This is a genomic window from Vreelandella mediterranea, from assembly GCF_970647075.1.
In genome coordinates, this window is the sequence record NZ_OZ310198.1 from 3,317,715 (window position 1) to 3,340,257 (window position 22,543).

19 protein-coding genes are annotated in these 22,543 nt (G+C 59.8%); 15 read left to right on the forward strand and 4 right to left on the reverse strand.

Going from position 1 to position 22,543, the window contains the following annotated elements:
- The first annotated feature begins 52 nt into the window (after positions 1 to 52).
- Entirely contained in the window at positions 53 to 1,600 is a 1,548-nt protein-coding gene (locus ACWFVE_RS15355; RefSeq protein ID WP_447530129.1) for a sensor domain-containing diguanylate cyclase, read from the forward strand.
- A 37-nt stretch (positions 1,601 to 1,637) separates the two neighbouring features.
- Here the strand turns inward: ACWFVE_RS15355 and ACWFVE_RS15360 are convergent, their stop codons facing one another.
- Positions 1,638 to 2,168 (reverse strand): winged helix DNA-binding protein, encoded by a 531-nt coding sequence (locus ACWFVE_RS15360; protein WP_447530130.1) that lies wholly within the window; start codon positions 2,166 to 2,168, stop codon positions 1,638 to 1,640.
- Between the two features lie 215 nt (positions 2,169 to 2,383).
- Between ACWFVE_RS15360 and ACWFVE_RS15365 the strand changes: the two genes are divergently transcribed.
- The 9 genes from ACWFVE_RS15365 to ACWFVE_RS15405 all read left to right on the forward strand — a co-directional run bounded on the left by ACWFVE_RS15365 (position 2,384) and on the right by ACWFVE_RS15405 (position 14,204).
- Positions 2,384 to 4,231, forward strand: a complete 1,848-nt coding sequence (locus ACWFVE_RS15365) for an ABC transporter ATP-binding protein (RefSeq protein ID WP_447530131.1) — start codon at positions 2,384 to 2,386, stop codon at positions 4,229 to 4,231.
- 47 nt (positions 4,232 to 4,278) lie between these two features.
- Positions 4,279 to 5,799 (forward strand): ABC transporter substrate-binding protein, encoded by a 1,521-nt coding sequence (locus ACWFVE_RS15370; RefSeq protein ID WP_447530132.1) that lies wholly within the window; start codon positions 4,279 to 4,281, stop codon positions 5,797 to 5,799.
- A gap of 57 nt (positions 5,800 to 5,856) precedes the next feature.
- Complete coding sequence (locus ACWFVE_RS15375) at positions 5,857 to 6,780, forward strand: ABC transporter permease (protein WP_447530133.1); 924 nt, start codon at positions 5,857 to 5,859, stop codon at positions 6,778 to 6,780.
- Between the two features lie 9 nt (positions 6,781 to 6,789).
- Positions 6,790 to 7,638 (forward strand): ABC transporter permease, encoded by an 849-nt coding sequence (locus ACWFVE_RS15380; RefSeq protein ID WP_447530134.1) that lies wholly within the window; start codon positions 6,790 to 6,792, stop codon positions 7,636 to 7,638.
- Positions 7,635 to 9,413 carry a peptidase M14 gene (locus ACWFVE_RS15385; protein WP_447530135.1) on the forward strand — a complete coding sequence of 593 codons (1,779 nt, stop codon included), beginning with the start codon at positions 7,635 to 7,637 and terminating at the stop codon, positions 9,411 to 9,413. Before ACWFVE_RS15380 ends, ACWFVE_RS15385 begins: the two co-directional genes overlap by 4 nt.
- A 24-nt stretch (positions 9,414 to 9,437) precedes the next feature.
- Positions 9,438 to 10,199 (forward strand): 5-oxoprolinase subunit PxpA, encoded by a 762-nt coding sequence (locus ACWFVE_RS15390; RefSeq protein ID WP_447530136.1) that lies wholly within the window; start codon positions 9,438 to 9,440, stop codon positions 10,197 to 10,199.
- Positions 10,196 to 10,900, forward strand: coding sequence for a 5-oxoprolinase subunit B family protein (locus ACWFVE_RS15395; RefSeq protein ID WP_447530137.1), 705 nt, complete (start codon positions 10,196 to 10,198; stop codon positions 10,898 to 10,900). Before ACWFVE_RS15390 ends, ACWFVE_RS15395 begins: the two co-directional genes overlap by 4 nt.
- Positions 10,897 to 11,826, forward strand: a complete 930-nt coding sequence (locus ACWFVE_RS15400; RefSeq protein ID WP_447530138.1) for a 5-oxoprolinase subunit C family protein — start codon at positions 10,897 to 10,899, stop codon at positions 11,824 to 11,826. Before ACWFVE_RS15395 ends, ACWFVE_RS15400 begins: the two co-directional genes overlap by 4 nt.
- A 401-nt stretch (positions 11,827 to 12,227) precedes the next feature.
- Positions 12,228 to 14,204: a methyl-accepting chemotaxis protein gene (locus ACWFVE_RS15405; protein ID WP_447530139.1), complete on the forward strand. Its 1,977-nt coding sequence runs from the start codon at positions 12,228 to 12,230 to the stop codon at positions 14,202 to 14,204.
- A gap of 137 nt (positions 14,205 to 14,341) precedes the next feature.
- Here the strand turns inward: ACWFVE_RS15405 and ACWFVE_RS15410 are convergent, their stop codons facing one another.
- Positions 14,342 to 15,814: a sodium:solute symporter family protein gene (locus tag ACWFVE_RS15410; RefSeq protein WP_447530140.1), complete on the reverse strand. Its 1,473-nt coding sequence runs from the start codon at positions 15,812 to 15,814 to the stop codon at positions 14,342 to 14,344.
- Positions 15,807 to 15,995, reverse strand: a complete 189-nt coding sequence (locus ACWFVE_RS15415; RefSeq protein WP_447530141.1) for a hypothetical protein — start codon at positions 15,993 to 15,995, stop codon at positions 15,807 to 15,809. Before ACWFVE_RS15415 ends, ACWFVE_RS15410 begins: the two co-directional genes overlap by 8 nt.
- A gap of 422 nt (positions 15,996 to 16,417) precedes the next feature.
- On the opposite strand from ACWFVE_RS15415, the gene ACWFVE_RS15420 reads away from it, so the two are divergent.
- The 5 genes from ACWFVE_RS15420 to ACWFVE_RS15440 are packed head-to-tail and all read left to right on the forward strand — an operon-like array spanning position 16,418 to position 22,187.
- The gene (locus tag ACWFVE_RS15420) at positions 16,418 to 16,876 is read left to right on the forward strand and encodes a GspH/FimT family pseudopilin (RefSeq protein ID WP_447530142.1); all 459 of its coding nucleotides are present in this window, start codon (positions 16,418 to 16,420) and stop codon (positions 16,874 to 16,876) included.
- Positions 16,873 to 17,280: a type IV pilus modification protein PilV gene (pilV, locus tag ACWFVE_RS15425; protein WP_447530143.1), complete on the forward strand. Its 408-nt coding sequence runs from the start codon at positions 16,873 to 16,875 to the stop codon at positions 17,278 to 17,280. Before ACWFVE_RS15420 ends, pilV begins: the two co-directional genes overlap by 4 nt.
- Before the next feature lies 1 nt (position 17,281).
- Positions 17,282 to 18,190: a PilW family protein gene (locus ACWFVE_RS15430; protein WP_447530144.1), complete on the forward strand. Its 909-nt coding sequence runs from the start codon at positions 17,282 to 17,284 to the stop codon at positions 18,188 to 18,190.
- Positions 18,187 to 18,699 (forward strand): pilus assembly PilX family protein, encoded by a 513-nt coding sequence (locus ACWFVE_RS15435; RefSeq protein ID WP_447530145.1) that lies wholly within the window; start codon positions 18,187 to 18,189, stop codon positions 18,697 to 18,699. Before ACWFVE_RS15430 ends, ACWFVE_RS15435 begins: the two co-directional genes overlap by 4 nt.
- Positions 18,696 to 22,187, forward strand: coding sequence for a pilus assembly protein (locus ACWFVE_RS15440; RefSeq protein WP_447530146.1), 3,492 nt, complete (start codon positions 18,696 to 18,698; stop codon positions 22,185 to 22,187). The genes ACWFVE_RS15435 and ACWFVE_RS15440 overlap by 4 nt, the downstream gene beginning before the upstream one ends.
- Before the next feature lie 2 nt (positions 22,188 to 22,189).
- Here the strand turns inward: ACWFVE_RS15440 and ACWFVE_RS15445 are convergent, their stop codons facing one another.
- Positions 22,190 to 22,462 (reverse strand): DUF2798 domain-containing protein, encoded by a 273-nt coding sequence (locus ACWFVE_RS15445; protein ID WP_447530147.1) that lies wholly within the window; start codon positions 22,460 to 22,462, stop codon positions 22,190 to 22,192.
- Positions 22,463 to 22,543: the final 81 nt, after the last annotated feature.

Below are 22,543 nucleotides of genomic sequence, written 5' to 3' on the forward strand. Positions count from 1 at the left end.
AGGCCATAATAATCGCTTATTGCACTGAGTGAGCATTGCATATGGAGAGAAGATGAAGAGCCATTCAGTGGCTAGCGACACGCTCTATGCAGCGCTGTCGGAAAAGTTGCCCAGCTTTCTAAGCAAATCACTTTTGAGTACGGCCTCGTTGCCCTCGATGCCGACGGTCGCCATGCAGGTGCTGGAGGTCGCGCGAAAGCCTGACGTGTCGCTCAAAGAGTATGCCTTTGTCATCGAACACGACCCGGCACTTACCGCGCAGTTGATTGCGGTGGCGAATACGGCGCATATCGTGCGCGCCCCCAGGCCTGCGCAAACGAGCCTTGAGGCAACCCAGCGCCTGGGCACCGACGCGACACTAGCGGTAGTTTTGAGCTTTGCACTTTTTAAAGACGACCAAACCAACGAGATCGCCATACCGGGATGGCAGCGAGCCATTGCTTCGGCGGCGATTGCAAGCCAGCTTGCCCGAACACTCTGCCCCGACTATCTAGGCCAGGCGTTTACCGTTGCGCTGTTGCAAGACATTGGCATCCTGGCGCTGCAAATGGCTTACCCCGAGGAAGCGGCCACGCTCTACACCCAGCCCGACCGCTCTCACATGCAGCTCGCCAAAGAGGAGCGCCAGCGCTTTGGCTGCGACCATACGCTGATTGGCGCGTGGCTTGCAGCCAAGTGGGGCCTGCCGGAAAATATCGTCACCGCGATCGATGAGAGCCACGACAGCGTGTTGGCAAAGGCCCCGTTCGACATATGCGTACGCTTTTCAGGCCCGCTGGCGGATGCGTGGCTATCCAAGGTCCCGGCTCAGTCCTTTGCAACGCTGCTTTATGAACTCTCTGCCTCGGATACCGAGCACGTGGTCCTGCTCGAGTCGCTGTTCCATCGAATGCATCAGCAGATTCACCTGTTAAGCGATCTACTCAAGCTGGCCGTGCCGTTGCCTATCGATAGCCAAGCAGTACTGAGCGAAGCGAAACAGCTGCTGTTTCAGCACGCTCTCGCTATTAGTGCGCGGCTGGAGGCGCAGCAGGTGAGCTTTAGACAACTGGAGCATCAGCACGACGCGCTGCTCGAGCGAAGCCGTATCGACCCTCTCACGCAGTTGGCCAATCGCGCCTGGCTCGATGAACAGCTTCAGATGCGCTTTACGCTGTGCCGTCAGAAAAACCGCGCCCTGTCTGTGGTATTCATCGACCTCGACCACTTCAAAAGGCTCAACGACCAGCACGGCCACCGTGCCGGCGACAACGTCCTGCAGCGCTTTGGCAAAGTGCTCTCTTCGCTGGTCGACGCCTCCGATATCGCTGGACGCTACGGCGGCGAGGAGTTTCTCATCATCATGCCCGATGAAACGGCGCAAAACGCCGAGCGGCTCGCGCACCGCATCATGGCGTTACTCGAAAAAGAACCCATGTTCTACAGCGGCGAAACACCGCTTTATATTTCCGTCTCCATCGGCATTGCCTGTGTACAAGACGGTGTATTCGACAACGTGCACGAACTGATCGCCGCCGCCGACCAGAGCATGTACGACATCAAGCGCGCCGGGCGCAGCGGTGTGGCAATTTATGGGCGCCAGGCTCCCCCCGGGTCGTGAGCGGCGCTTGCTCGACGTGTGTAAACCCCGGCAACGGCTATAGCGAAGCGGCCGAGCGCGCGGCCTGATCGTAAAGCCCTGACATGGCGCGCATGATACTCGCCAAGCGACTAATCTCGCTGCGTTCGATCCCCATCGAGTCGAGAGACTCGATCAAGCACGTCTCGCGTATCTCAGCGTAACGTTTGCAGGCGTTACGCCCGTGCTCTGTCGTACTAAAAAGCGTCTCTTTCCCCTGTTTTTCCCCCACCACCAGCTCCAGCTTTACCAGCTTTCGCAGTGCGTACGTCACCGTATGGGTGTCCTCGACGTTCAGGACCAGGCAAATATCCCCTTGCCGTTTAGCCCTGTCACGATGATTGACGCTATGGAGCACTAAAATATCCAGCGCACCGAGTTCTGGATACCCCGTTGCATTCATGCAACGCACCATCCAACGGTTGAACGCATTGCTGGATATAATCAGGCCGAATTCGAATTCGGAAAGCTCATGTGCTTTATGTGATAAATGTTCGGACGAAACGATAGGGCTTCGTCCGGACCGTTTTTCAGCGTGCTCCTCACTCATTATGTTCACTCAATTATATTTAATATTAATGGTTTATTTTGGCATTCGCCGATTGAACAATCGACCATTATCAATGGTTTTACCACCGTTTGGGAACTGCACCCAAACAGCGGAATACGACGTTAGTCGTATTTGTAATGGATGATGCGCGATTGACATAAGAACACCATGTAGATAATTTCTAGATAAATTATATAAAAAGTGCAGGTAACTTCGTGTCTTCAATACCGCCTCTACTCTCTGTTCAATCGCTCGATATCGCATTCGGCTCTCATCGGGTCGTCAAGGATCTATCGTTTGATCTTTACGCGGGCCAAACACTGGCCATCGTCGGCGAATCCGGGTCGGGAAAGTCGATGACCTCGCTGGCCACGATGGGACTGGTGCACTACCTCAATGCCCATATCCCCAATGGTAAAATTCTATTTCGCCCCACGGTTGATAGCGCCGCGCAGGATCTAACCCAGCTATCCGATAAAGCGATGCGCAGCATCCGCGGCAAAGAGATCTCGATGATCTTCCAGGAACCGATGACGTCGCTCAATCCGGTTTACACCATTGGAGATCAGATCACCGAGGTGTTGCTACTGCACGGTGAATATACGCGAGCCACCGCGCGGGAAGAGGCGCTTAGGCTACTGCGCCTGGTACGGCTGGCGGACGCGGAATCGTTACTCAAACGTTACCCTCATCAGCTCTCGGGCGGAATGCGTCAACGCGTCATGATCGCCATGGCGCTAGCCTGCAAGCCCAAAGTGCTGGTTGCCGATGAGCCCACCACCGCGCTGGACGTTACGATCCAGGCGCAAATTCTGGCCATCATCCGCGACCTTCAGCAAGAGCTTGGCATGGCCGTCATCTTCATTACCCACGACATGGGGGTCGTAGCGGAAGTCGCCGATCACGTGGTGGTCATGCGTGATGGCGAAAAAGTAGAAGAAGCGGAGGTGAGCGCGCTTTTCAAGACCCCTCGCGAGCCTTATACAAAGGCGTTACTGGCGGCGGTACCGACCCTTGGCAGTATGCAAGGCGAAGCGCTCCCCCGGGCCGAGCCGCTCGTGATCTTCGACGGCCAACGGATCAAGACGCAAGGTGAGCCGGTGCCCCAGGACACCGTGCGCGCTCAGGAAGAGCCCGTGGTCAGCGTACGCAATTTGGTGACACGCTTTGATATAAACCAGGGCTTCTTTGGCGGTGTAAGCCACCGAGTGCACGCGGTCGAAAACGTTAGTTTCGATATCTACCCCGGCGAAACGCTGGCATTGGTGGGCGAGTCCGGTTCGGGTAAGTCCACTATCGGGCGCACCATTCAGCAGCTGCAAAAAAGCAACAGCGGCGATATCGTTTTCTCCGGCAAATCGGTCGCCAGCATGTCACGCGGGGAAAAAATGAAACTGCGCCAAGAGGTGCAGTACATCTTCCAGGACCCCTTCGCATCCCTCGACCCGCGTAAAACCGTGGGGTTCTCCGTGGCCGAGCCCATTCATACCCACCGCTTGATGGGCGACCGCCAACGTATCAAGCAGCGCGTCAACGAGCTGCTCGAGCGGGTGGGTTTGAAACCCGAGCATGCCAGCCGCTACCCCCACGAATTTTCCGGGGGCCAGCGCCAGCGTATCTGCATTGCCCGCGCCCTGGCCTCCAGGCCCAAACTCATCATTGCTGACGAGGCGCTTTCGGCGCTGGATGTGTCTATTCAGGCGCAAATCATTCACCTGATGATGCAGCTTCAGCGTGAAGAGGGCCTGGCGTATCTGTTCATCAGCCACGATATGGCGGTCGTCGAGAAAATGAGCCACCGGGTGGCGGTGCTGCATCTGGGGCAAATCGTCGAAATGGGACCGCGCCAGCATGTCTTCGATACGCCTCAGCATGACTATACACGGAAACTTCTTTCAGCCGTCCCCGTCGCCGACCCGCACCATCGCCGTGAACATCTGCTGCTGGATGGAGAGATTCCAAGCCCGATCCGCAAGGTAGGCGATGAGCCCACCGTGTTGGCGCTCGATGAAATTGCCGCTGGCCATTTCGTCTCTCGCGGTGGCGCATCGCCACGTCTTTAGCCTCTACCCTGATCACGTCCACAATAAGCGTCCGGAGAAATATACCAATGAAAAACAACCGCCTCTTTCAAGCCTGCGCTCTTACCGCCGCCATGACCGCCGCGGGCGCGAGCCAGGCAGGCTCGCTAACGATCGCATCACCGCAAGACCCGGGGAGCTGGGACCCGATCGACACCTTTCTGGTGAACTGGGCAGCCGTCGCCACCAACATCTTCGATGGTTTGACGTATCGTGGCCCCGATATGGAACTGGTGCCAGGGCTTGCCACCAGTTGGGAGGAGCTGGACGAAGGCGAACGTATCCGCTTTACGCTACGCGAAGGAGTCGTGTTCCATAACGGCGAACCGTTCAACGCCAACGCGGTTAAATTCACCTTCGACCGGCTGCTCGGTGAACAGGGCGCTCGGGGGCCGCAGCGCTCCAACTACACCGCGATTTCAAGCGTCGAGGTGGTGGACGAGTATACCGTCGACTTCCTGCTCAACGAGCCCGATCCCGTGCTGCTCACAAAGCTTGCCGGTTACGGCGCGATGATCGTGCCGCCTGACTATATCGAAGAGCACGGCGACGATCATTTCAACAGCCACCCCGTCGGCACCGGGCCGTTCAAGGTCGTCGACTACACACCTCGCTCCGACGTCGAACTGGAAGCCTTCGCCGATCACTGGGGAGGGGCGCCCAAGCTCGACAGTGTGACCTACCGGTTCATTCCCGAGCCCTCCACCGCTGTCGCGGAGCTGCAGTCCGGTCGGGTCGATATCGTGTTGCCGCCCACCATCCCGATTGGCATGATCGAGTCGATCGATAACGATGCCAACGCCGAGGTGGTCAGCGTCGCCTCCCCCACGGTAGAGGCGCTACGTTTCAATACGCAGTCCGGCATTACCGCCGACGAGCGGGTGCGCCAGGCCATCATCATGGCCGTCGACCGCCAGGCGATCGTCGACTCGATTTTGGCGGGTGAAGGCGACGTGATCGCAAGCTTTCAGGGCAACCAATCCTTCGGCTTCGACCCCGAGCTTGAGCCCTACCCCTTCGACCCCCAGCGCGCCCAGGCGCTGCTCGCGGAGGCCGGCGTAGAGCCTGGCGCCTCGCTGCAAATCGATGTGCGGGGCAACGATTCCACCTTTGCCGAAGTGGCGCAGGTCGTTGCTGCCTATCTTCAGGGCATCGGGCTCAACGCCACCATCCAGCCTTACGAAACCAATGTCCTGCTCAACGACATCATTCCAGCAGGGCGCACCGGTGCGATGTTCCAGCAAAAGTGGGGCGGCTGGACCTTCGACTTCGATAACACCGCTTACCTGATGTACCACACCGATGAGCGCTGGAACCCCTACGATAGCGACGCCGAGCTCGATGACATGCTCAATGCCCAGCGCAGCATTACGGATCGCGAGCAGCGCGAAGACCTGCTCCAGGCGATCGCGCGCTATACCAAAGAACGAGCCCTCGAGATGCCGCTTTATAGCCTTAATGCGCTTTATGGCGTGAGCACCCGGGTCGAGAACTTTGAACCAGCGCCGGATAGCCGCATCCGTCTCACCGACGTCGACGTCGCTGAATAAGCCCAAGGCGCCGCCGCCCTGGGGCGGCGGCCTATTGATTCTCGAGAGGGAGGCCCCGTGGCCAAGTTTCTTTTTTATCGACTGCTGCAGGCGCTGTTCGTCCTCGTGGCGGTAACGCTGATCGTGTCGTTTGCGATTCGCCTGACCGGCGACCCCGCCGTGATGCTTGCTCAAGGGGCGGGCAGTATCACCGAGGCGGATCTCGACCGCATCCGCGAAGCCCTCGGCCTCAACCAGCCCTTTTTGGTGCAGTACCTGGAATTTTTGAAGGGCCTGTTCACCGGCGATTTGGGGCGTAGCTTCATGGGCGGTACCTCGGTCAGCGAGCTGATCGGCCGCGCGCTGCCCGCCACCCTGGCGCTGGCGTTTACATCGCTTTTCGTCTCTATCGCCCTATCGATTCCTTTGGGCATCAAGGCGGCCGTTTCCCGCGGCAAGTGGCCCGATCAGGTGATTCGCGTTCTTTCGCTGGTCGGCCTCTCGTTTCCCAACTTCTGGCTGGCCATCATGCTAGTGCTTTTGTTCTCGGTCACCTTCAACCTGCTGCCGCCAAGCGGCATGCAAGGGTGGCAGAGCTTTATCATGCCCGCGGCCACGATGGGCATCATCCTGACCGCCACCAACGTACGTCTGGTGCGCACCACCATGCTGGAAACGCTGCGTTCTCAGTACATCATGGTGGCCAGAGCCAAAGGGTTATCCAACTCGGTCGTGCTCTACAAACATGCGCTACGCAACTGCTCGATCCCGCTGATCACCTATTTTGGCCTGCAGTTCGGTGGGTTGCTGGGAGGGATCGTCGTCGTAGAACGCGTCTTCAACTGGCCAGGGCTTGGCACGCTCGCCTTCGACGCCGTGGCCGCTCGGGACTACCCGGTGCTACAGGGCGTGATTACCGTGCTTTCGCTTTTGATCATCTCCATCAATTTACTGGTCGATATTGCCTATGGCTTCGTCGACCCCCGCGTGCGCAAAAGCTAAGAGGCCACTATGTCAGTCAATTCGCTGAATCTGGAGCGCTTTAAAAGCTTCGAGTTCATTGTGGGCGCCCTGCTGGTGGGCGGCATCGGCCTGGCCGTCATCTTCTCGGGCTGGCTGTTTCCAGAAGGTGGTAGCGGGGTCAACCTCGCCATGCGCCTCACGCCGCCGCTGGCCGACGGCGGTTACCCGCTCGGCACCGACCCATTAGGGCGTGACGTGCTCGCACGGGTCATCATCGGCGGCGAGATTTCACTCAAGGTGGGCTTCTATTCCGCCCTGGGGGCGGTCGTATTGGGCATCGTCATGGGGCTCTTATCGGGCTACTACGGCGGCATCGTCGATATGATCGTGATGCGCTTTGCCGATGTGCAGCTCGCTCTGCCCTTTATTCTTCTGGCGATCACCTTTATCGCGGTCGTGGGCGGCGGGCTGACCAATATGATCATCCTGCTTATCGTTTCCCAATGGGTGCAGTATGCCCGCCTGGTGAGAGGGTCTGTACTATCGCTCAAGGATCGTGAGTTCATTCTCTCGGCCCAGGCGATCGGCGTGCGCGATTGGCGCATCCTCTTCCAACACCTGCTGCCCAATATGCTGGGCCCGGTCATCGTGCTGATGACGCTCAACGTCGCCAACAACATTTTGCTGGAAAGCAGCCTGACCTTTCTGGGCTTGGGTGTCGACCCGGTCATCCCGAGCTGGGGTGGCATGCTCGCCGAAGGTCGTACCTACCTGCAAACGGCCTGGTGGGTAAGCGTCTTTCCCGGTGTCGCCATTTTGCTCACCGTACTGGGCCTTAACCTTCTCGGTGACTGGCTGCGCGATACGCTCGACCCCACAGGACGGACATCAAAATGACCTCTCTGCTGGAAACGACCTTTGAACGCAGCGTGGAGGCGTTGGCCGCCGCGTACTCGAAAAAGCTTGCCCCGGGCGACACGTTGAACGCCTGGGTATTCGACGACCGCGATGCCAGGCAGCGCGCGGAGAAGATCCTGCAAGACCTGGGCATCAAGGCGCACTTTTATAGCGCCTACAAACCCCTGGTGCACTACGTGCTCGAAAACGTTCTCGAAGCGCCGGGCGAAAAGCCGCTGCGCGCCCTTCATATCCGCTACCCCGCCCCGCGAGAAGCGCCCAAGCGCTTTATGCTGGAAGCCTACCCGCTCGCCGGTATGCTGGATAAGAAAACGGACGTGAGCTGGGAAGCCGTGCCCTGCGAGGCGCAAACCGCGCTCTACCATTACGAGCTGGTCTTGACCGGCCCGGAGGGTGAGCAAGAGTACGTCAGGGTGGCGGCGCCCAACCGCCATCACCTGGATCACGTCGACACCTGGCAGCTCTCCCCCTGCGGCTGGGTCGAATGGCGCACGGCGAGCGGCGAGAATGAAAGCACCGTTTACACCTGCGACTACGTCCAGCTATTCGAGAGCGCCATGGAGGCGATCACCCACGCTCAGTGGCCTTCCCAACAGCCATTTTTCGAAGAGCTCAACATCAGCGTCACCCTGCCCTACCAGGATACGCGGCTGCCTTTCGGCCTCGAGCACATAAGCCTGGCCGAAGGGTTACACGAAGAGCTCTATTTCTCCCTGCTCGAGTACTACCAACATCTGGCAGGTCTGCCACTGGGCGATCGCTCGATTCAGCCCGGCCAAATCGTGCCGGAGATCAAAACACGCCCCCACCAAGCGCCGTCGCTCACCATCACGCTTCGCCGGTTGAACAGTGATGAAGCATCACCTGGTGACGAGATGGCGCTCGATACCGCTCACCACCCGCTAAGCGTTACCCAAATCCATACCCAGCTCGCGGCGCTGGGCGGCGAAGAGCTCGCTGCCAAGAGCCGCAGTGGGCGCCGGCTTCTGGCGCGCTACCGTAAAGGGCGTGATCGCGCGGTCATGATCAGTGCGGCCCAGCACGCCAACGAGCCTTCCGGCATCGTCGGGGCCCTGCGGGCCGGGCGCGATCTGACCCAAAATAACGATACGCACTTCGTGCTTTCACCGCTCGAGAACCCGGACGGCTACCGTTTGCAGCAGCGCCTGGCCGCCGAGCAGCCCACCCACATGCACCATGCCGCGCGCTACACGGCTTTTGGAAGCGACCTTCAGGATCAGCCCGCCGGAGGTGAATTCGAACTGGCGATTCGCGAGCGCGCCAAGGCGCTGAGTGGCGCCCACCTGCATATCAATCTGCACGGCTACCCCGCCCACGAGTGGACGCGCCCGCTGACCGGCTATGTGCCGCGTAACTTCGAGCTATGGTCGATTCCCAAAGGCTTTTTTCTCGTACTGCGCTTTCATCAAAACTGGGAAGCCCAAGCCGAGGCACTGCTCGAGCGGGTGACCGCCCATTTGGCGAAAGTACCGGGGCTGGTGGCCTACAACCAGCGGCAAATCGAGGCGTTCGAGGCCCACGCCGGGCGTTTGGAGTTTGCCACCCGCCACGGTATTCCCTATTTGCTGACCCGCAACGACCAGCAGCTAACGCCACTGCAATTGATTACCGAATACCCTGACGAGACCATTTACGACGATGATTTCGTGATGGCTCACCAGGTACAGTATGAAGCCGTCATGAGCGCCTACCGGTGTTATCAAACGATGACATTGCCCGACGAATCATGCTGATCAACCTCACCCAAAGAGGGCTCGATGATGAATAGGAAGCTTCCGCTGCTCAACTGTGACATGGGCGAAAGCTTTGGCAACTGGACCCTGGGGCTGGATGCCGAGGTGATGCCGTATGTCGACTGCGCCAACATCGCCTGTGGCTATCACGCCTCCGACCCGCACGTCATGCGTCGCACGGTGGCGCTGGCCGCCCAGCACGGCGTGCGCATCGGCGCCCACCCTGGCTACCCGGATCTGATGGGCTTTGGGCGGCGCTCCATGGCCTGCTCGGCGGCGGAAGTCGAGGACATGATGCTCTACCAGGCCGGGGCACTGGCCGGGATTTGCCGCGCCGAAGGCGCCGAGCTTGCCTACATCAAGCCTCATGGGGCGATGTACAACGACATGGCCGCCAACCCGGAGCTTCTGGAAGGCGCGATGCGCGCCGTTCGCGGCTTCGATGCGCACCTGCCGCTAATGGTGATGGCCACCGCCGACAGCGCGCCACACCGTGAGCTTGCCGCCAAACTGGGCGTAACGCTCTGGTTCGAGGCCTTCGCCGACCGCGCCTATGACGCCAACGGCCATCTGGTTTCGCGCCGCCTGCCCGGGGCCGTGCATCAAACGCAAGCGACCATCGTCGCTCAGGCCAAGGCGCTGGCCCGGGGCAAGACGCTCACCGCTCTCGACGGCACGTCGCTTCAACTGCCCTGCGATACGCTCTGCGTGCACGGCGACAATCCAGAGTCCGTGGCGGCGGTGCGCGCCATTCGCGAGGCCTTCGACGCGCTGGAGTCGGCGTGAACCTGCGCCTTGAAACCGCGTCCATGGAGGCGATTACCGCTCGGCTGTTCGACGTCATCGACGAAGATAACATGGCTTGGATCATCGCCGCGGATACCGCGCTGCGCCGCGCCTTTGGCGAGGCGCTGATCGATCTCGTCCCGTCCTACACCACGCTGTTGATACACTACGACTGTCAAAAACTCGCTTTTTCTGAAGCCTCCGCGCTGATCAAGCAAGCACTCACGGGTCTTGCGCCCGCTGACACGCAAAACGGCCAGCTTCACGAAATTCCCGTTTGGTACCACGAAAGCGTCGGCCCGGAGTTACCCCGGGTCGCCGAGCGCGCCGGCATCAGCGTGGATGAGCTTATAAAACGCCATTGCGATCACGACTACTGCGTCTTCGCGCTAGGCTTCGCGCCGGGCTATGGCTTTATGGGGCTGGTGGATGAAGCGCTGGCCGCCCCTCGGCTGCAAACGCCCCGGCAGCGGGTAGCGGCAGGCAGTGTGGGCATTGCTGACCGGCAAACGGCGATCTACCCGCTGCTTTCCCCCGGCGGCTGGAACGTTCTGGGCCGTACCGCGGTGCCGCTATTCGAGTACGCCCGGCGGGGCAAGCCGCTCTTTGGCCCGGGCGACAAGGTGCGCTTCAAGGCGGTATCGAAAGCCGAGTTCGAAGCCGCCGGCGGCGATACAACCCCGCTGGAGGAGAGCCCATGAACCACCCCGGTTTGATCGTACAGCAGGCAGGGCCCTTGGCGCTGATTCAGGATAACGGGCGCTTCGGCGTCAGCCATCTGGGCGTCACCCAATCCGGCGCGGCGGACTGGATCTCGTATCGCTGGGCCAACTGGCTTTTAGGTAACGCGCCAAACTGCGCCACGCTTGAGATCGCCATGGGCGGCAACCTCACCTTGCAAGCCGAAAGCGACGTGACACTCGCACTGGCGGGTGCCGACCTGGACGCACGTATCGACGGCCAGCCGCTAGCGTCTCAGGGATGTTTTAAGCTCGACGCCGGGCAGAAGCTGACGTTTCGTCAGCCCAAAACCGGGCTGCGCACCTACCTGGCCTTTCCCGGAGGGCTCGATGCCCCAAAGGTAATGGGCAGCCGCGCCTGCACGGCGCGGGAGGAAATCGGCGGGCTTCACGATGACGGCAAGCCGCTGCGAACCGGCGACCGGCTCAGCTGGCACGGCGGCAAGCATCCGTCGCGCACGCTACCCCGAGGTGTGCAGCTGCCACTTCCCACGCCAGGCTGCCCGTTGCCCATGGTACTGGGGGCACAGGCTGCGCTGTTTGCCGGGCGCAGCCTTTATAACGCCTTCAATCAGACCTGGACGGTCGACCAGCGCGCCGATCGAATGGGTATTCGCCTGACCGGAGCGCCGCTTCAAAGCGCGTTGTCGGGTATCGTCTCGGAGGGCATTCCCCTGGGCGCAGTTCAGGTGCCGCCGGACGGCCAACCCATCGTGCTGATGAACGACCGCCAAACCATCGGCGGCTACCCACGCATCGGCGCGCTTACCCCCAGCGCCTGTGCGCTGCTCGCCCAGTGCCTGCCCGGCACCGAAGTCCGGCTTCAACCGATAAGCGCTACTCGAGCACAGCTTTTATATCGAAAACAGCTCGCAGCGTGGGTATGAACTTGCTAGCGGCAAGGGGGTAGCGGGTCCAGGCACGGGTTATCCACCTCGTACTTGTCCAAGCCATCGGCAACAAGGTCCGGGGTGGCCGAGCCCCCGTGTACGCCATTAAGGCCAGAGCACCACCCTCCCTATAGGGCAGGCTGCTCCAAAAACGCCCCCATTTAAAACGATTAAAAACAAAAAACTACATGAGATCGGAATGACGTTGGCCAGTGTTACGAGGCTTATGAATCGCCACTGAATGAACTAGCCCCGCCCTACCGGGCAATTTTTTGCTCAAGCTTCGCGCTTAGTCGCCGTTAATAACGCTTGTAACAACACTAAACACAATTCTCTTTCGATCACGCTGCGTCGCTGAGGGTCGGCAACGGTCGTTTTTCGATTTATTGGGGCTATCAATGAACATGTTTTATCGCCTATCGTTAACGCAAAAACTGCTCTTCGCAGTGGCGTTACCCTTATTGGCCGTGGCCATCGTGCTGGGCGTAGTCGTCAACATGCAACTTAATCAGGCGATTCCTTCACTGATCAACAATACCGCTATGCGCCAGGTAGACGCGCGGGCCGATGAGATCACGCGTTGGATCAATGGTTATCGCAGTTGGCTCAACGTATTAGCGCAGGATGAACGCTTGGCACAAGGCGCTCCGCTTGCTTCACACGTTGACTGGCTCGCCCAACGTCATGATTCGGATGGCACCATCGAGTCATTTTTTGTCTCGGATACGGCCGGCAATACAATTAATCAGGAAGGTATGCCGCTGAATATCGCCGACCGCCCCTACTTCCAAGCACTGGTGGTGGATGGCACCGCTGATAGCCTGCTTCTCGACCCTTTCATCTCCAAGGCCACCAATCAACCAGCCGCCTTGATGGTCGAGACGATGTTCGATGAGCGCGGCAACCGGATGGGGCTACTGGGCGTCGCCCTTTCGCTCGAATCTTTAACGTCTATCACCTCTGAGATCGAGGTCGGTGAAGGCAGCTTCGGCTGGATGCTCGATAGCCAAGGGCGCGTCATCGCTCATCCGGAGGCGTCTTATCGCCTTGCGCTTAACTACACCAGTGGCGATCAAACCCATGGTTACGAAGGCTTGAACGCGCTTGGCACTCAGATGCTGGGTGGCCAGCCAGGCTCGGGGCAAGCCACCATGCCAAGCGGTGAGCATAAAACTCTAATGTGGAACCCGGTCGACGATACGGCTTGGGTGGTGGGCACTACCGTGCCCGCCGCCGTGTTTACCGGCGTAACCCACCATCTATTGCTCTCACTGCTGGTGGCGGGCCTTATTCTCTTTGGGCTATTGCTGGTCGTGGTCGCTTTCGCCGCTCGCCGAGCGCTTGCCCCCATCCGGCATACCGCCAGCGCCATGGCGGATATCGCCCAGGGCAAAGGGGATTTGACCCGCCGCCTTGAGGTCAAATCCCAGGATGAAGTGGGCGATTTGGCAAAAGGCTTCAACGCCTTTGTAGAGCGGATGCAGGAAACGCTTCAGGAGGTACGCCAAAACGCGCAGACCGTGCTGGCCGGCGCTGGCGACATCGCGGATGGCACCCAAGAGCTCTCCACGCGCACCGACCAGGCGGCCGCTAATTTGCAGGAAACCTCCGCCTCGATGGAAGAAATTCACTCGACGGTCGCCCACACCTCGCAAGCTTCCGAACAGGCCAACGGCCTGGCTTTCGAGGCGTCCGGTGCATCGCAACGTGGCAACGAATCCATGCGGCAAATGCAGACCAAAATGCAGGCGATTACCGAGTCCTCTCACAAGATCAGCGATATTATCGGCTTGATCGACTCGATCGCCTTTCAGACCAACATTCTGGCGCTCAATGCCTCGGTCGAAGCCGCCCGCGCAGGTGAGCAGGGCCGTGGTTTTGCCGTCGTTGCCAGTGAAGTGCGCATGCTTGCCAGCCGTTCGGCTACCGCTGCTCAGGATATCCGTGCCCTGATCGATGTGTCGGTGGGCCACACCCAGGAGGGTAACCAGATCGTTTCCACGGCGGCTCAGCAGATGGAGGAGATTCATCGAAGCATTACCCAGGTGACGGACGTCATGGGCGAGATCGCCGCCGGCGCTCGAGAACAAACGGCGGGCATCGATCAGGTCAATACCGCGGTCGCGGAAATGGACACCATGACGCAGCAAAACGCCTCGATGGTCAGCCAAAACGCCTCTTTGGCCGCGCAAATGCGCGAGAATGCCCAGCGACTGGATCGATTGATGAGCGAGTTCGTGTTGGGCAACGAAGCCGTCTCCTTCACATCCCCCTTGTCGTCTACGCAGCGTAGCGCCAGCGCGCTTCCAAAGCCCGAGCACTCTGCCGCCCCGCGTGCTGCCCGCCAGGATGTTGCCGAATGGGAAGAGTTCTAAGGCGTTTCTCCTCTCGCCTGACGCTCGTCTATAAAAAGCCCCGCGATCCTCGATCGCGGGGCTTTTATCTTGAGGTGCTCTGCTGACCAACATCAAGTCGTTATTCGACACCACGCGCAAGGTAGGTCGAGAAGGCCTTATCGCCGTTTTTTTATGAGCACGTCGTTCACCGCGTCTAAAAACGCTGCGCGTGATGTCTCGTGAGGTGTCGTCAACAAACTCCCGCCCACAAACAGCAGCGTTGCGACAAAAATCCCCCAGATACCTGCCGGTAAGCCCAGTAGCGAGTTTCCGGTCGCGTACATCGCGAGTACGAACATACTGGTCCCCAGGATACTGGCCAGTGCCCCGAATGCCGTACCACGTTTCCAATAAAAAGCCCCCACGATGGCCGGCACCATGGCTACTAGCCCGGAGGAGGCGGCCACGGAAAGCACCGCAATCAAATCCATCTGGAGTTCGGCAAAGCCCAGCGCCAGTAGCGCGATCACCGGCACGACCAGCTTGCCGACCAGCAGTTGGCGCTTCTCGCCCGCGCCGGGCCGAGCGTGGGTATAAACGTCGCGGGAAAGCATCGAGGCAAGCGTCAGCATGATGGAATCGATCGTGGAGACCGCGGCGGCCAGAATACCGACCATCACGATCACGCCCAGCAGCGGCGGCACGAGACCGGAGCCGAGCAGGGTCGGCGTGGCAAGGTCAGCGCGTTCGAGGCCGGGAAAAGCCACCAGCGCGGAGAACCCCCATAGCACCGATACCAGGGTGTAGATCAAACCGAACACCATGAAGCCGATTAGCATCTGGCGCATGGCAGTGAGCGAGGCCGGCATAAAAAGGCGTTGGCTCACCTGGGGGTTGGAGAGGCTAAAGAAAAACCAGGGGATGCTTAACCCCAAAAAGGTGGTCAGGCTAAAAAGCCCCGGCCCCGGTACGGTGAGCGCCTCGGGGTGCTCGCTCGAAAGCGTTGCGAAAAGCCCACTAAAGCCCCCCAGCCCTCGAATGACCAACAGCGCCACCAGCGTCGAGGCGACGATCATCACCAGCGCCTGCAGCGAGTCGGTCCACATGACCGAGCGAATGCCGGCGATGTAGGAGAAAAACACCGCGATCGCCGTGGCCAGCATCACCCCGGTGGTGAAGCTCACCGCCCCGCCAGACATGCCCTCCAAGAGGTAACCCACGCCGGCAAGCTGCACCGCCGAATAGGGGATCAAAAAAATACAGCTGGCCACCGACATCGAAAGCGCCACGTACTTGCTGTGATAGCGAAAGCCCAGCATCTCACTGGGCGTGACGAAACCGAATGCGCGGCCCACCGCCCAGAAACGCGGCCCGAAAATAGCCACCAACGACACGCCGGCAAAATAGATGATCTCAAAACCCAGCGCCCCGACGCCCCCCGCGTAGGTAAGCCCGGCCAGCCCCACCATCATGAAGGCGCTGTAGGTCGTGGCACTATAGCTAAGCGCGGACACGAACCCGTTCATCTGCCGGTTGCCCAGAAAATACCCGGACATACTGTCTACCCGCCCCTGGCGGGATAAAAACGCGATCACGACCGATACGACAAGATAAAGCACGATGGCGACCCATATCATCGACTCAGTCACCGTCGTACTCCTTGAACCCTTGGGTGATGAAGATATTCAGCACGATCACCAAAAGCCCGGCCCCGCTCCAGAACAGAAAGCTGCCGTACCAGGCCGCTACATGAGCCAACACGGTATAAGGCACCAGACAGCACAGTACGACCACGGCCCAAACGGCCCATATCCATTTTTCGCGCGCCATGACTTACCTCTTGTTGTATTGGCGATATCGACCGTTGCCCGCCTTGAAATGCCACTGACAGGCAGACGAAGTATTTCAGCATACTTTGCCCTTGCCGATTCTCCTGTCAAGAAAGCGTGATGCTCTAGGCAAGTTTGCGTCAAAAACACCGCCAAAACACCAGGACATTACGCCAGGCACTCGGCCTTACGCGCAGTGGGTGGCCAAAACACCTCCCCCTGCCCGGCATCGGCTTAATTACGTGTATTTAAGCCGGGTATTTCGCGCCTACCCCATCAAGCACTTCTGATACTTTATGACCAGACAAGCCGTTGTCGACTCATATTAATGAAGGGCAACGACTCACGATAATGAATGACCTGCCGGGTAGCGTCTTGCAGGTCTTTAAAGAGTTCGCCGTGGCCTTTAAAAGATACCGCCTTATGACTGGTTTTACGCTTTTAGAGCTTTTGGTCGCGCTGGCCGTTTTGGCCTTGCTCGCGGCGGTGGCGTTTCCCAACTTCGCTCGGCTGATCGAGACAAACCGCGTGGTGGGTGCCACCAACGAGTTCAAGACCGCGCTGAACTTCGCACGAAGCGAAGCCGTGCGGCGTAACCGAAGCGTATCGCTGACCCCGCTAACGGGCGGCTGGGCGGCCGGCTGGGAAGTCGTCGACCCGGGTGGCGACCCACTGCGCCGCTGGCCGCAGTCGCTTGAAAACCTGAACGTCGCGGGCGCCCCGTCTTCCATCCGTTTTAATAGCCTTGGGCGCTTTACCCACCCGATCACCGAGCCCCTTTCCCTTCAGCTTGGCAGCCAGGCGCGCTGTATTCGCCTGGAGCGCAGCGGCCTCTCGCGGGTACAGGGCTGCGGTGAACAACGCGCCACAGGGGGTCCATGAAAAACGCGCAGCGCGGGGTGTCGCTTTTAGAAGCGCTGATTGCCATGCTCATCATGTCGATTGGGCTACTTGGCGTAGTCGCGCTGCAAACCCAGGCGCTCTCGCAGCAGCGAAGCGCCTATCTGGAAACCCAGGCCACCAACATGGCCCAGGACATGCTGGATCGTATTCGTGCCAATAAAGAGGATGCGAGAGCCTACGCGCTGACCCCGGGGCAGTCATCCAGCGGCAGCGGCCTGGTGGCCAGCGACACCCAAGGCTGGGTGCGTGACCTGGCCGACGTCCTGCCCCAGGGCCTGGGCGAGGTCGTGGTGACCCCGCCAGAGATAAGCGTAACAGTGAGCTTTGAAGAGCCGTCCTCCCCCGGCGAGCGGCGCCGCATCCAACTGGTTTCGGAGCTTTAAGATGCGCGATCGCCGCCTTTTTCCCTCGCCCAGCGCTTCGCCGCCCCAGGCAGGCTTTACCCTGGTCGAGCTTTTGGTGGCGATGGTGATCGGCGTCATGGTGGTGCTGGGCGCCACGCAGCTCTTTGTCGCCTCCCAGCGAAGCTACCAAATCACCACGGCGCTGGCCAATATGCAGGATACCGGGTGGTTCGCGCTGGAAACGCTCTCCCGGGAGCTTCGTCAGGTCGATTTCAAGGGTGGCTGTGCGGGGAACCAAACCCCGGTACATACGTCGGTGACGCCTGCCCCGGCGATACAGGGATACAGTCGACCTCCCGGCTCCCTTGAGAATGCCTTACCCAATACCCACGGTATTGCTTTTCGTGGCGGGCTATCGCCGGATTTCCCCCAACCGACCCCGGTACGGGTCGACAGGTTCACACCGCCAAAGCAGCTGGTCTTATTACAGGGCCCATTCAAATGTGCCCTTTTCCAAGGTGAACTCCCGCCCAACCTTAGCGCTAGCGACTACCCGGAAAGCAGAACCTTTGCATGGGTACTGGATAGTGCCACTTACTATCTGGGCACCGATGATGACAACGCGAACGCCCCTTCGCTTAGACGCGTTGATACCAGCGGCGATAGAGGTAACGAAGTACTCGCGAGCCACATCCCGGCCTTTCGCGCCCTCTTTTTGATCGGTGACGAGTATTTGCCCCCCGAGGCGTTAAGCGCTGATCAGTGGAAAGAAGTTCGCGCCGTACGTATCAGCCTGATCGTACAAAGCGAGCGTACCGGCCTGCGCCAGGCGCCCACCACGATTGCCACTGGCAACTTTCGCTCGAACCCGTTTAACGCCGATGACGGGCGCCTTTATCAGGCCTTCACCACGACCATCGCGCTAAGGAACCCGGGGAGTCGACCATGAAACGCGAGTACGGTCATCCAACGGCTCAGCGCGGTATGGCGCTGGTACTCAGCCTGATTTTTCTGGCCATCGTGACGCTGGTGAGTCTTTCGTCGATGCAAGGCTCGATAACCCAGGGACGCATGGCGCTTAACCAGCAGGATTACAATGCAGCGCTACAAGCTGCCGAAGCCGCTTTATATGAGGCTGAGCAACAATTAAAAGAAAACCCTTCAATACAAGACTTTCGTAATCGTGATTGCCGTGGGCAGTTAGAACCCACCAGGGAAGTATTAAAAAATTTAAAAAACTGGTCTTTTCATGGGAAAGAAGGGGCAGGACAAACCCTCGATTCTTATTACTGTATCGAGCTGGTAGCCGAGCTTGGCTCGCACCACACCGGCGCAGGCCTGGAAATGATTGAATTTCTTTTTAATATCAGTTCCGTAGGGTTTGGTAAGTCGCAGGATACGGCCGTTATGCTTGAAGTATTTTTTGCACATGAACAGGGGGCGGCAGTAAAACCATGAACAAACCGAGCTACGCGCGCCTAACCGCCACCCTGCTGGTGGCCCTGGCGGCAAGCTTTGGGGTAAGCCCTGTCATGGCGCTGGGGACCAGCCCACCGCCCACTACCGAGCCGCCTCCTACCACTGCCCCCCCCGCGACGGGCACTCCCTCTGAGCCGCCCACCACCACGGAACCGCCAGTCAGTGGCGGCGGCGGCGTCATCGATGAAGCGTATGAAATACCGCCCGATAGAACGGGGGTTGCCAACGCGCCGTTCAATGCGGTAAGCCACGTCGATCCTAATATCCTGTTGATTTTGGATAACTCGGAAAGCGGCCAGGAGGGGCTGGATGGTCGCGTGGCAATCGGCACGACCCCGGGCGACCGAGAAACGCTTGCCGCCTGTCAGCTCAATACGTTTAATGCCTCACTATGCCCAGCCGGGGCACGTTCACCGCTGAGCAAATCGAGCATCATGAAGCGCGTGGGGCGCGAGTTGATCGACCGCTACCGGGGCGAGATCAACCTGGGGTTGATGGCGTATCAGCAAAACCCGGCCTCTCGAACTCGCGACGATGCCTTCAATGGCCGTACCGTGGTGTGGCGGCTAACCGAACGCGCACTCGACGCTCGTTATTCGACAACGGCCAACCCCAGCTGGTACGCACCCAACTTTACCGGCGCCTGGAATGCTTCCACCAAGCGCTTTCGCTCAAAGCTGCCAAACAGTAATTTCTATACCTTTTTTAACGTAGGCGTGCCGGGCTACACCTTCGACGAGTCCTATACCACGGGTGTGCCCACCCACGATGTTACCGAGTACTGGCGCAACATCCAAAATCCCACGGCCACCGCCGATCAACGTGTCGAACGCTATAGAGGGCTTGCGGGCAATAATACCGGCTGGGCGGTTATCGAACCCAATCGAGTGTGGTACGACGACCCCGTCATCGCGGGCTATACAGGTTTTCTGGGCCGTACACCCATCATAGGCACGTACAACCTTCCACTGGTAGACAGCCTGCGCCAGCGCGGCATTCCCAATTGGGGGGCGCATACCGCCTCTATCGCACTGAACCAATTGGAGTGGCGTACCGCCTCCTCCCCAGGGCTTGGCTATCTTCATGTGCCCATCGGCGGATCGCTTCCCGATGGCTCGATCGACAACGCTCACTGGACATCGATTCTCACCAAACTGCAGCCGCAGCGCCACGACTGGAACGGCAGTGGCAACCCGATGATCGATCCCGCCTGGCCGTTGCTCGCGACCGGGCTTACCCCCATCGAAGGCACTATGTACACCGCGCGGGACTACTTTCTGAACAATACTAGCGCGGGCAGTTCCTTTACCAGCAACCAGGGGTATCGCGCCGGAATGCGCATCCCGAACATCAACAACCCCAGCGCCCAGCAGTGTCTGGTCAATGCCAATATCTGGCTCACCGATGGCTTGCCCTCGGTCGACCGTTTCGGGCGCTCGCTGGGCAACAACGTGGGCCAGGCACTGGGAGAAGCCCAAAACGCCATTAGACGCCTTTATGATGATACCGCCCGAGCACTGCCAAAACCGGTCAGAACCTACGTCGTGGGATTCAACCTGCCGCCGGACATCAACAACCTACCCGGCGTGCCCCAGGACCCGCTGGGCGAACTGGCCCGGGCGGGTGGCACCGAACGCGCCTACTTCGCCAACGACGAAGCCTCGCTTAACCAGGTAATGCAGCAGGTACTCGGCAACATCATCACCGCCTCGCAATCCAATACGTCCTCGGCGGTGAGTAACGATTCCTTTGATTTGGAGAGCAATAACCTGCTTTACAGCGCGGGGTTTCGAAGTGACGACTGGTCGGGCCGGTTGACCGCCGCCGCGATCGGACCCAACGGTGCACTGACGGCCCGCTGGAACGGTGAAACTCAGTTGGCCGGTCAGGCCGGGAGTCGCCGTCTTTTGACCTCCTATCGCCCACAACCAGACGCACGGCGTACCGGGGCGGTGCTGGGCACGACCACCAGCGGGTTCACCCAGGCAGAGATCGACTGGTTTCAGGGGCTCAACCGCCCACCACTGCGCGCGCGCCAGTCGCTTCTGGGCGACATCATCAATGCCAATCCGGTCGTGCTCCCCAAAAGCGACACGCGCGTACCACTTCTATTGGTGGCCGCCAACGATGGCATGCTGCATGGCTTCAACGCGGATACCGGGCGCGAGCTCTTTGCCTATCTGCCCTCGGAGCTCACCCAGGGGAGCTCCCCCCCGCTTCGTGAACTGACCCGGGCAACCTACAGCCACCGCTACTTCATGGACGGCACCCCGGCGGCGCGCGAAATAACGGTCAATGGCACCCCTCGCGCCGTGGTCGTCGGTACCATGGGGTCGGGCGGGCGCACGGTGTTTGCGCTGGATGTGACCCAGCCGACCCAAATGGGCGCGCAAAGTGTGCTGTGGGAGTTTCGTCATCCGGAGCTGGGTAGCAGTGTAAGCGAACCCACGATTACCCAGCTAAGCGATGGCACCTGGGCGGCCATCTTTGGTAACGGGTACAACAGCACCGGCTACCAGGCCTCGCTCTTCGTGGTCAATCTGGCGACCGGTCAACTGATCGCCCACCTGAAAACCGGCGAAGGTACGCTCGAGGCCCCCAACGGGCTAGCCACACCGACCATTACGGCATGGCCAGAATTTACCAGCGGTGCTCACTTCGCCTACGCCGGTGACCTGGCGGGCAATATGTGGCGCTTTTCACTAAGGGGCCGCGGTACGATCACGAAACTCTACTCAGGCTCCCGCGCCCAGCCGATCACCTCGGCCCCTGCGGTTACCTTGAGTAGCAACGCGCAGGACGGGCTCATGGTGCTCTTCGGCACCGGTAGCTACTTTAGAAATCAGGATATAAGCGACCGAGGCGTTCAGCAGTTGATCGGTATTCGCGATCAGGTTGATCGCACGAGCCCGGTGACGGCCGGCCAGCTTCTGACCCAACGCATTACCGCCACCGCCGCCCAAAACGGGGTAACCGCACGCGCTACCACCAACCTTGCGATGACCGGCAAGCCGGGGTGGCGGATGGAGCTGCCCGTAGGCGAGCGCGTCACCGCCTCGCCGTCCCTCTCGAGCGGCCTTCCCAGGCGAGTGCGGTTTTCGACCCTGCTGCCGGATAATACGGACCCTTGTGGTGGCCGACGCGTGGGCTATTTTCTATCGCTTTTGGCCGATACCGGCGGCAGCGGCGGGGCCACCATTTTCGACCTCAACCGCGATGGGGAGGTCGATAGCAACGCCACGATCGACGGCAATGCCATCGTAGGCCTACAGGTAGGCAGCGGCGAGCGCCTGGTGGGGGTCAAAAATTCAGAGACCGGGCGCGAAACGCTTTTTATCGGCAACCCAGGGGATTCAGCCGCCTCGCCGGATGGCAGCGGGTTGATCACGGTCGATTTCAACGAAGTGCCGCTCGGGCGCCGCTCCTGGCGCCAGCTGACCGGCGAGGAAGTCGAAGCGCTGCGTTGAGATCACCAGGACCGCACGGTCCACTGAACCAGCCGGGCGACGAGCGGGCGCACCACCAAAATGCACAAGAAAGCGGCCGGCATCGCCACCCTGTACGCCTGCCATACCTGGCCCATGAACCCCGGCTCCCAACCGCTGTTGACGGCGGTAATCACCAGCGTCATCAAAAAAGCCATGATGGACGACATGTAAAAAGCGAACACCAGCGGGGTAAACTTCGGGTGCAGCTTGCGCGCCGCCAGAAGGCGTTGCTCGGGGAAAATTTTTCGAACCATCACCACGGCCTTTATCGATTTAGCAAGCCGGCTACTTTAAGCGTTTAGCGGCGATGGGTTAAAGGCCCCTGTGCCGGGAGT

Bases quoted from the DNA above. Each gene is read 5' to 3' on its own strand.
- pilV (WP_447530143.1), top strand. From the start codon at position 16,873: ATGAAAAACGCGCAGCGCGGGGTGTCGCTTTTAGAAGCGCTGATTGCC.
- ACWFVE_RS15445 (WP_447530147.1), bottom strand. From the start codon at position 22,462: ATGGTTCGAAAAATTTTCCCCGAGCAACGCCTTCTGGCGGCGCGCAAG.
- ACWFVE_RS15435 (WP_447530145.1), top strand. From the start codon at position 18,187: ATGAAACGCGAGTACGGTCATCCAACGGCTCAGCGCGGTATGGCGCTG.
- ACWFVE_RS15430 (WP_447530144.1), top strand. From the start codon at position 17,282: ATGCGCGATCGCCGCCTTTTTCCCTCGCCCAGCGCTTCGCCGCCCCAG.
- ACWFVE_RS15360 (WP_447530130.1), bottom strand. From the start codon at position 2,168: ATGAGTGAGGAGCACGCTGAAAAACGGTCCGGACGAAGCCCTATCGTT.
- ACWFVE_RS15380 (WP_447530134.1), top strand. From the start codon at position 6,790: ATGTCAGTCAATTCGCTGAATCTGGAGCGCTTTAAAAGCTTCGAGTTC.
- ACWFVE_RS15415 (WP_447530141.1), bottom strand. From the start codon at position 15,995: ATGGCGCGCGAAAAATGGATATGGGCCGTTTGGGCCGTGGTCGTACTG.
- ACWFVE_RS15355 (WP_447530129.1), top strand. From the start codon at position 53: ATGAAGAGCCATTCAGTGGCTAGCGACACGCTCTATGCAGCGCTGTCG.
- ACWFVE_RS15400 (WP_447530138.1), top strand. From the start codon at position 10,897: ATGAACCACCCCGGTTTGATCGTACAGCAGGCAGGGCCCTTGGCGCTG.
- ACWFVE_RS15390 (WP_447530136.1), top strand. From the start codon at position 9,438: ATGATGAATAGGAAGCTTCCGCTGCTCAACTGTGACATGGGCGAAAGC.
- ACWFVE_RS15370 (WP_447530132.1), top strand. From the start codon at position 4,279: ATGAAAAACAACCGCCTCTTTCAAGCCTGCGCTCTTACCGCCGCCATG.
- ACWFVE_RS15385 (WP_447530135.1), top strand. From the start codon at position 7,635: ATGACCTCTCTGCTGGAAACGACCTTTGAACGCAGCGTGGAGGCGTTG.
- ACWFVE_RS15420 (WP_447530142.1), top strand. From the start codon at position 16,418: ATGACTGGTTTTACGCTTTTAGAGCTTTTGGTCGCGCTGGCCGTTTTG.
- ACWFVE_RS15405 (WP_447530139.1), top strand. From the start codon at position 12,228: ATGAACATGTTTTATCGCCTATCGTTAACGCAAAAACTGCTCTTCGCA.
- ACWFVE_RS15440 (WP_447530146.1), top strand. From the start codon at position 18,696: ATGAACAAACCGAGCTACGCGCGCCTAACCGCCACCCTGCTGGTGGCC.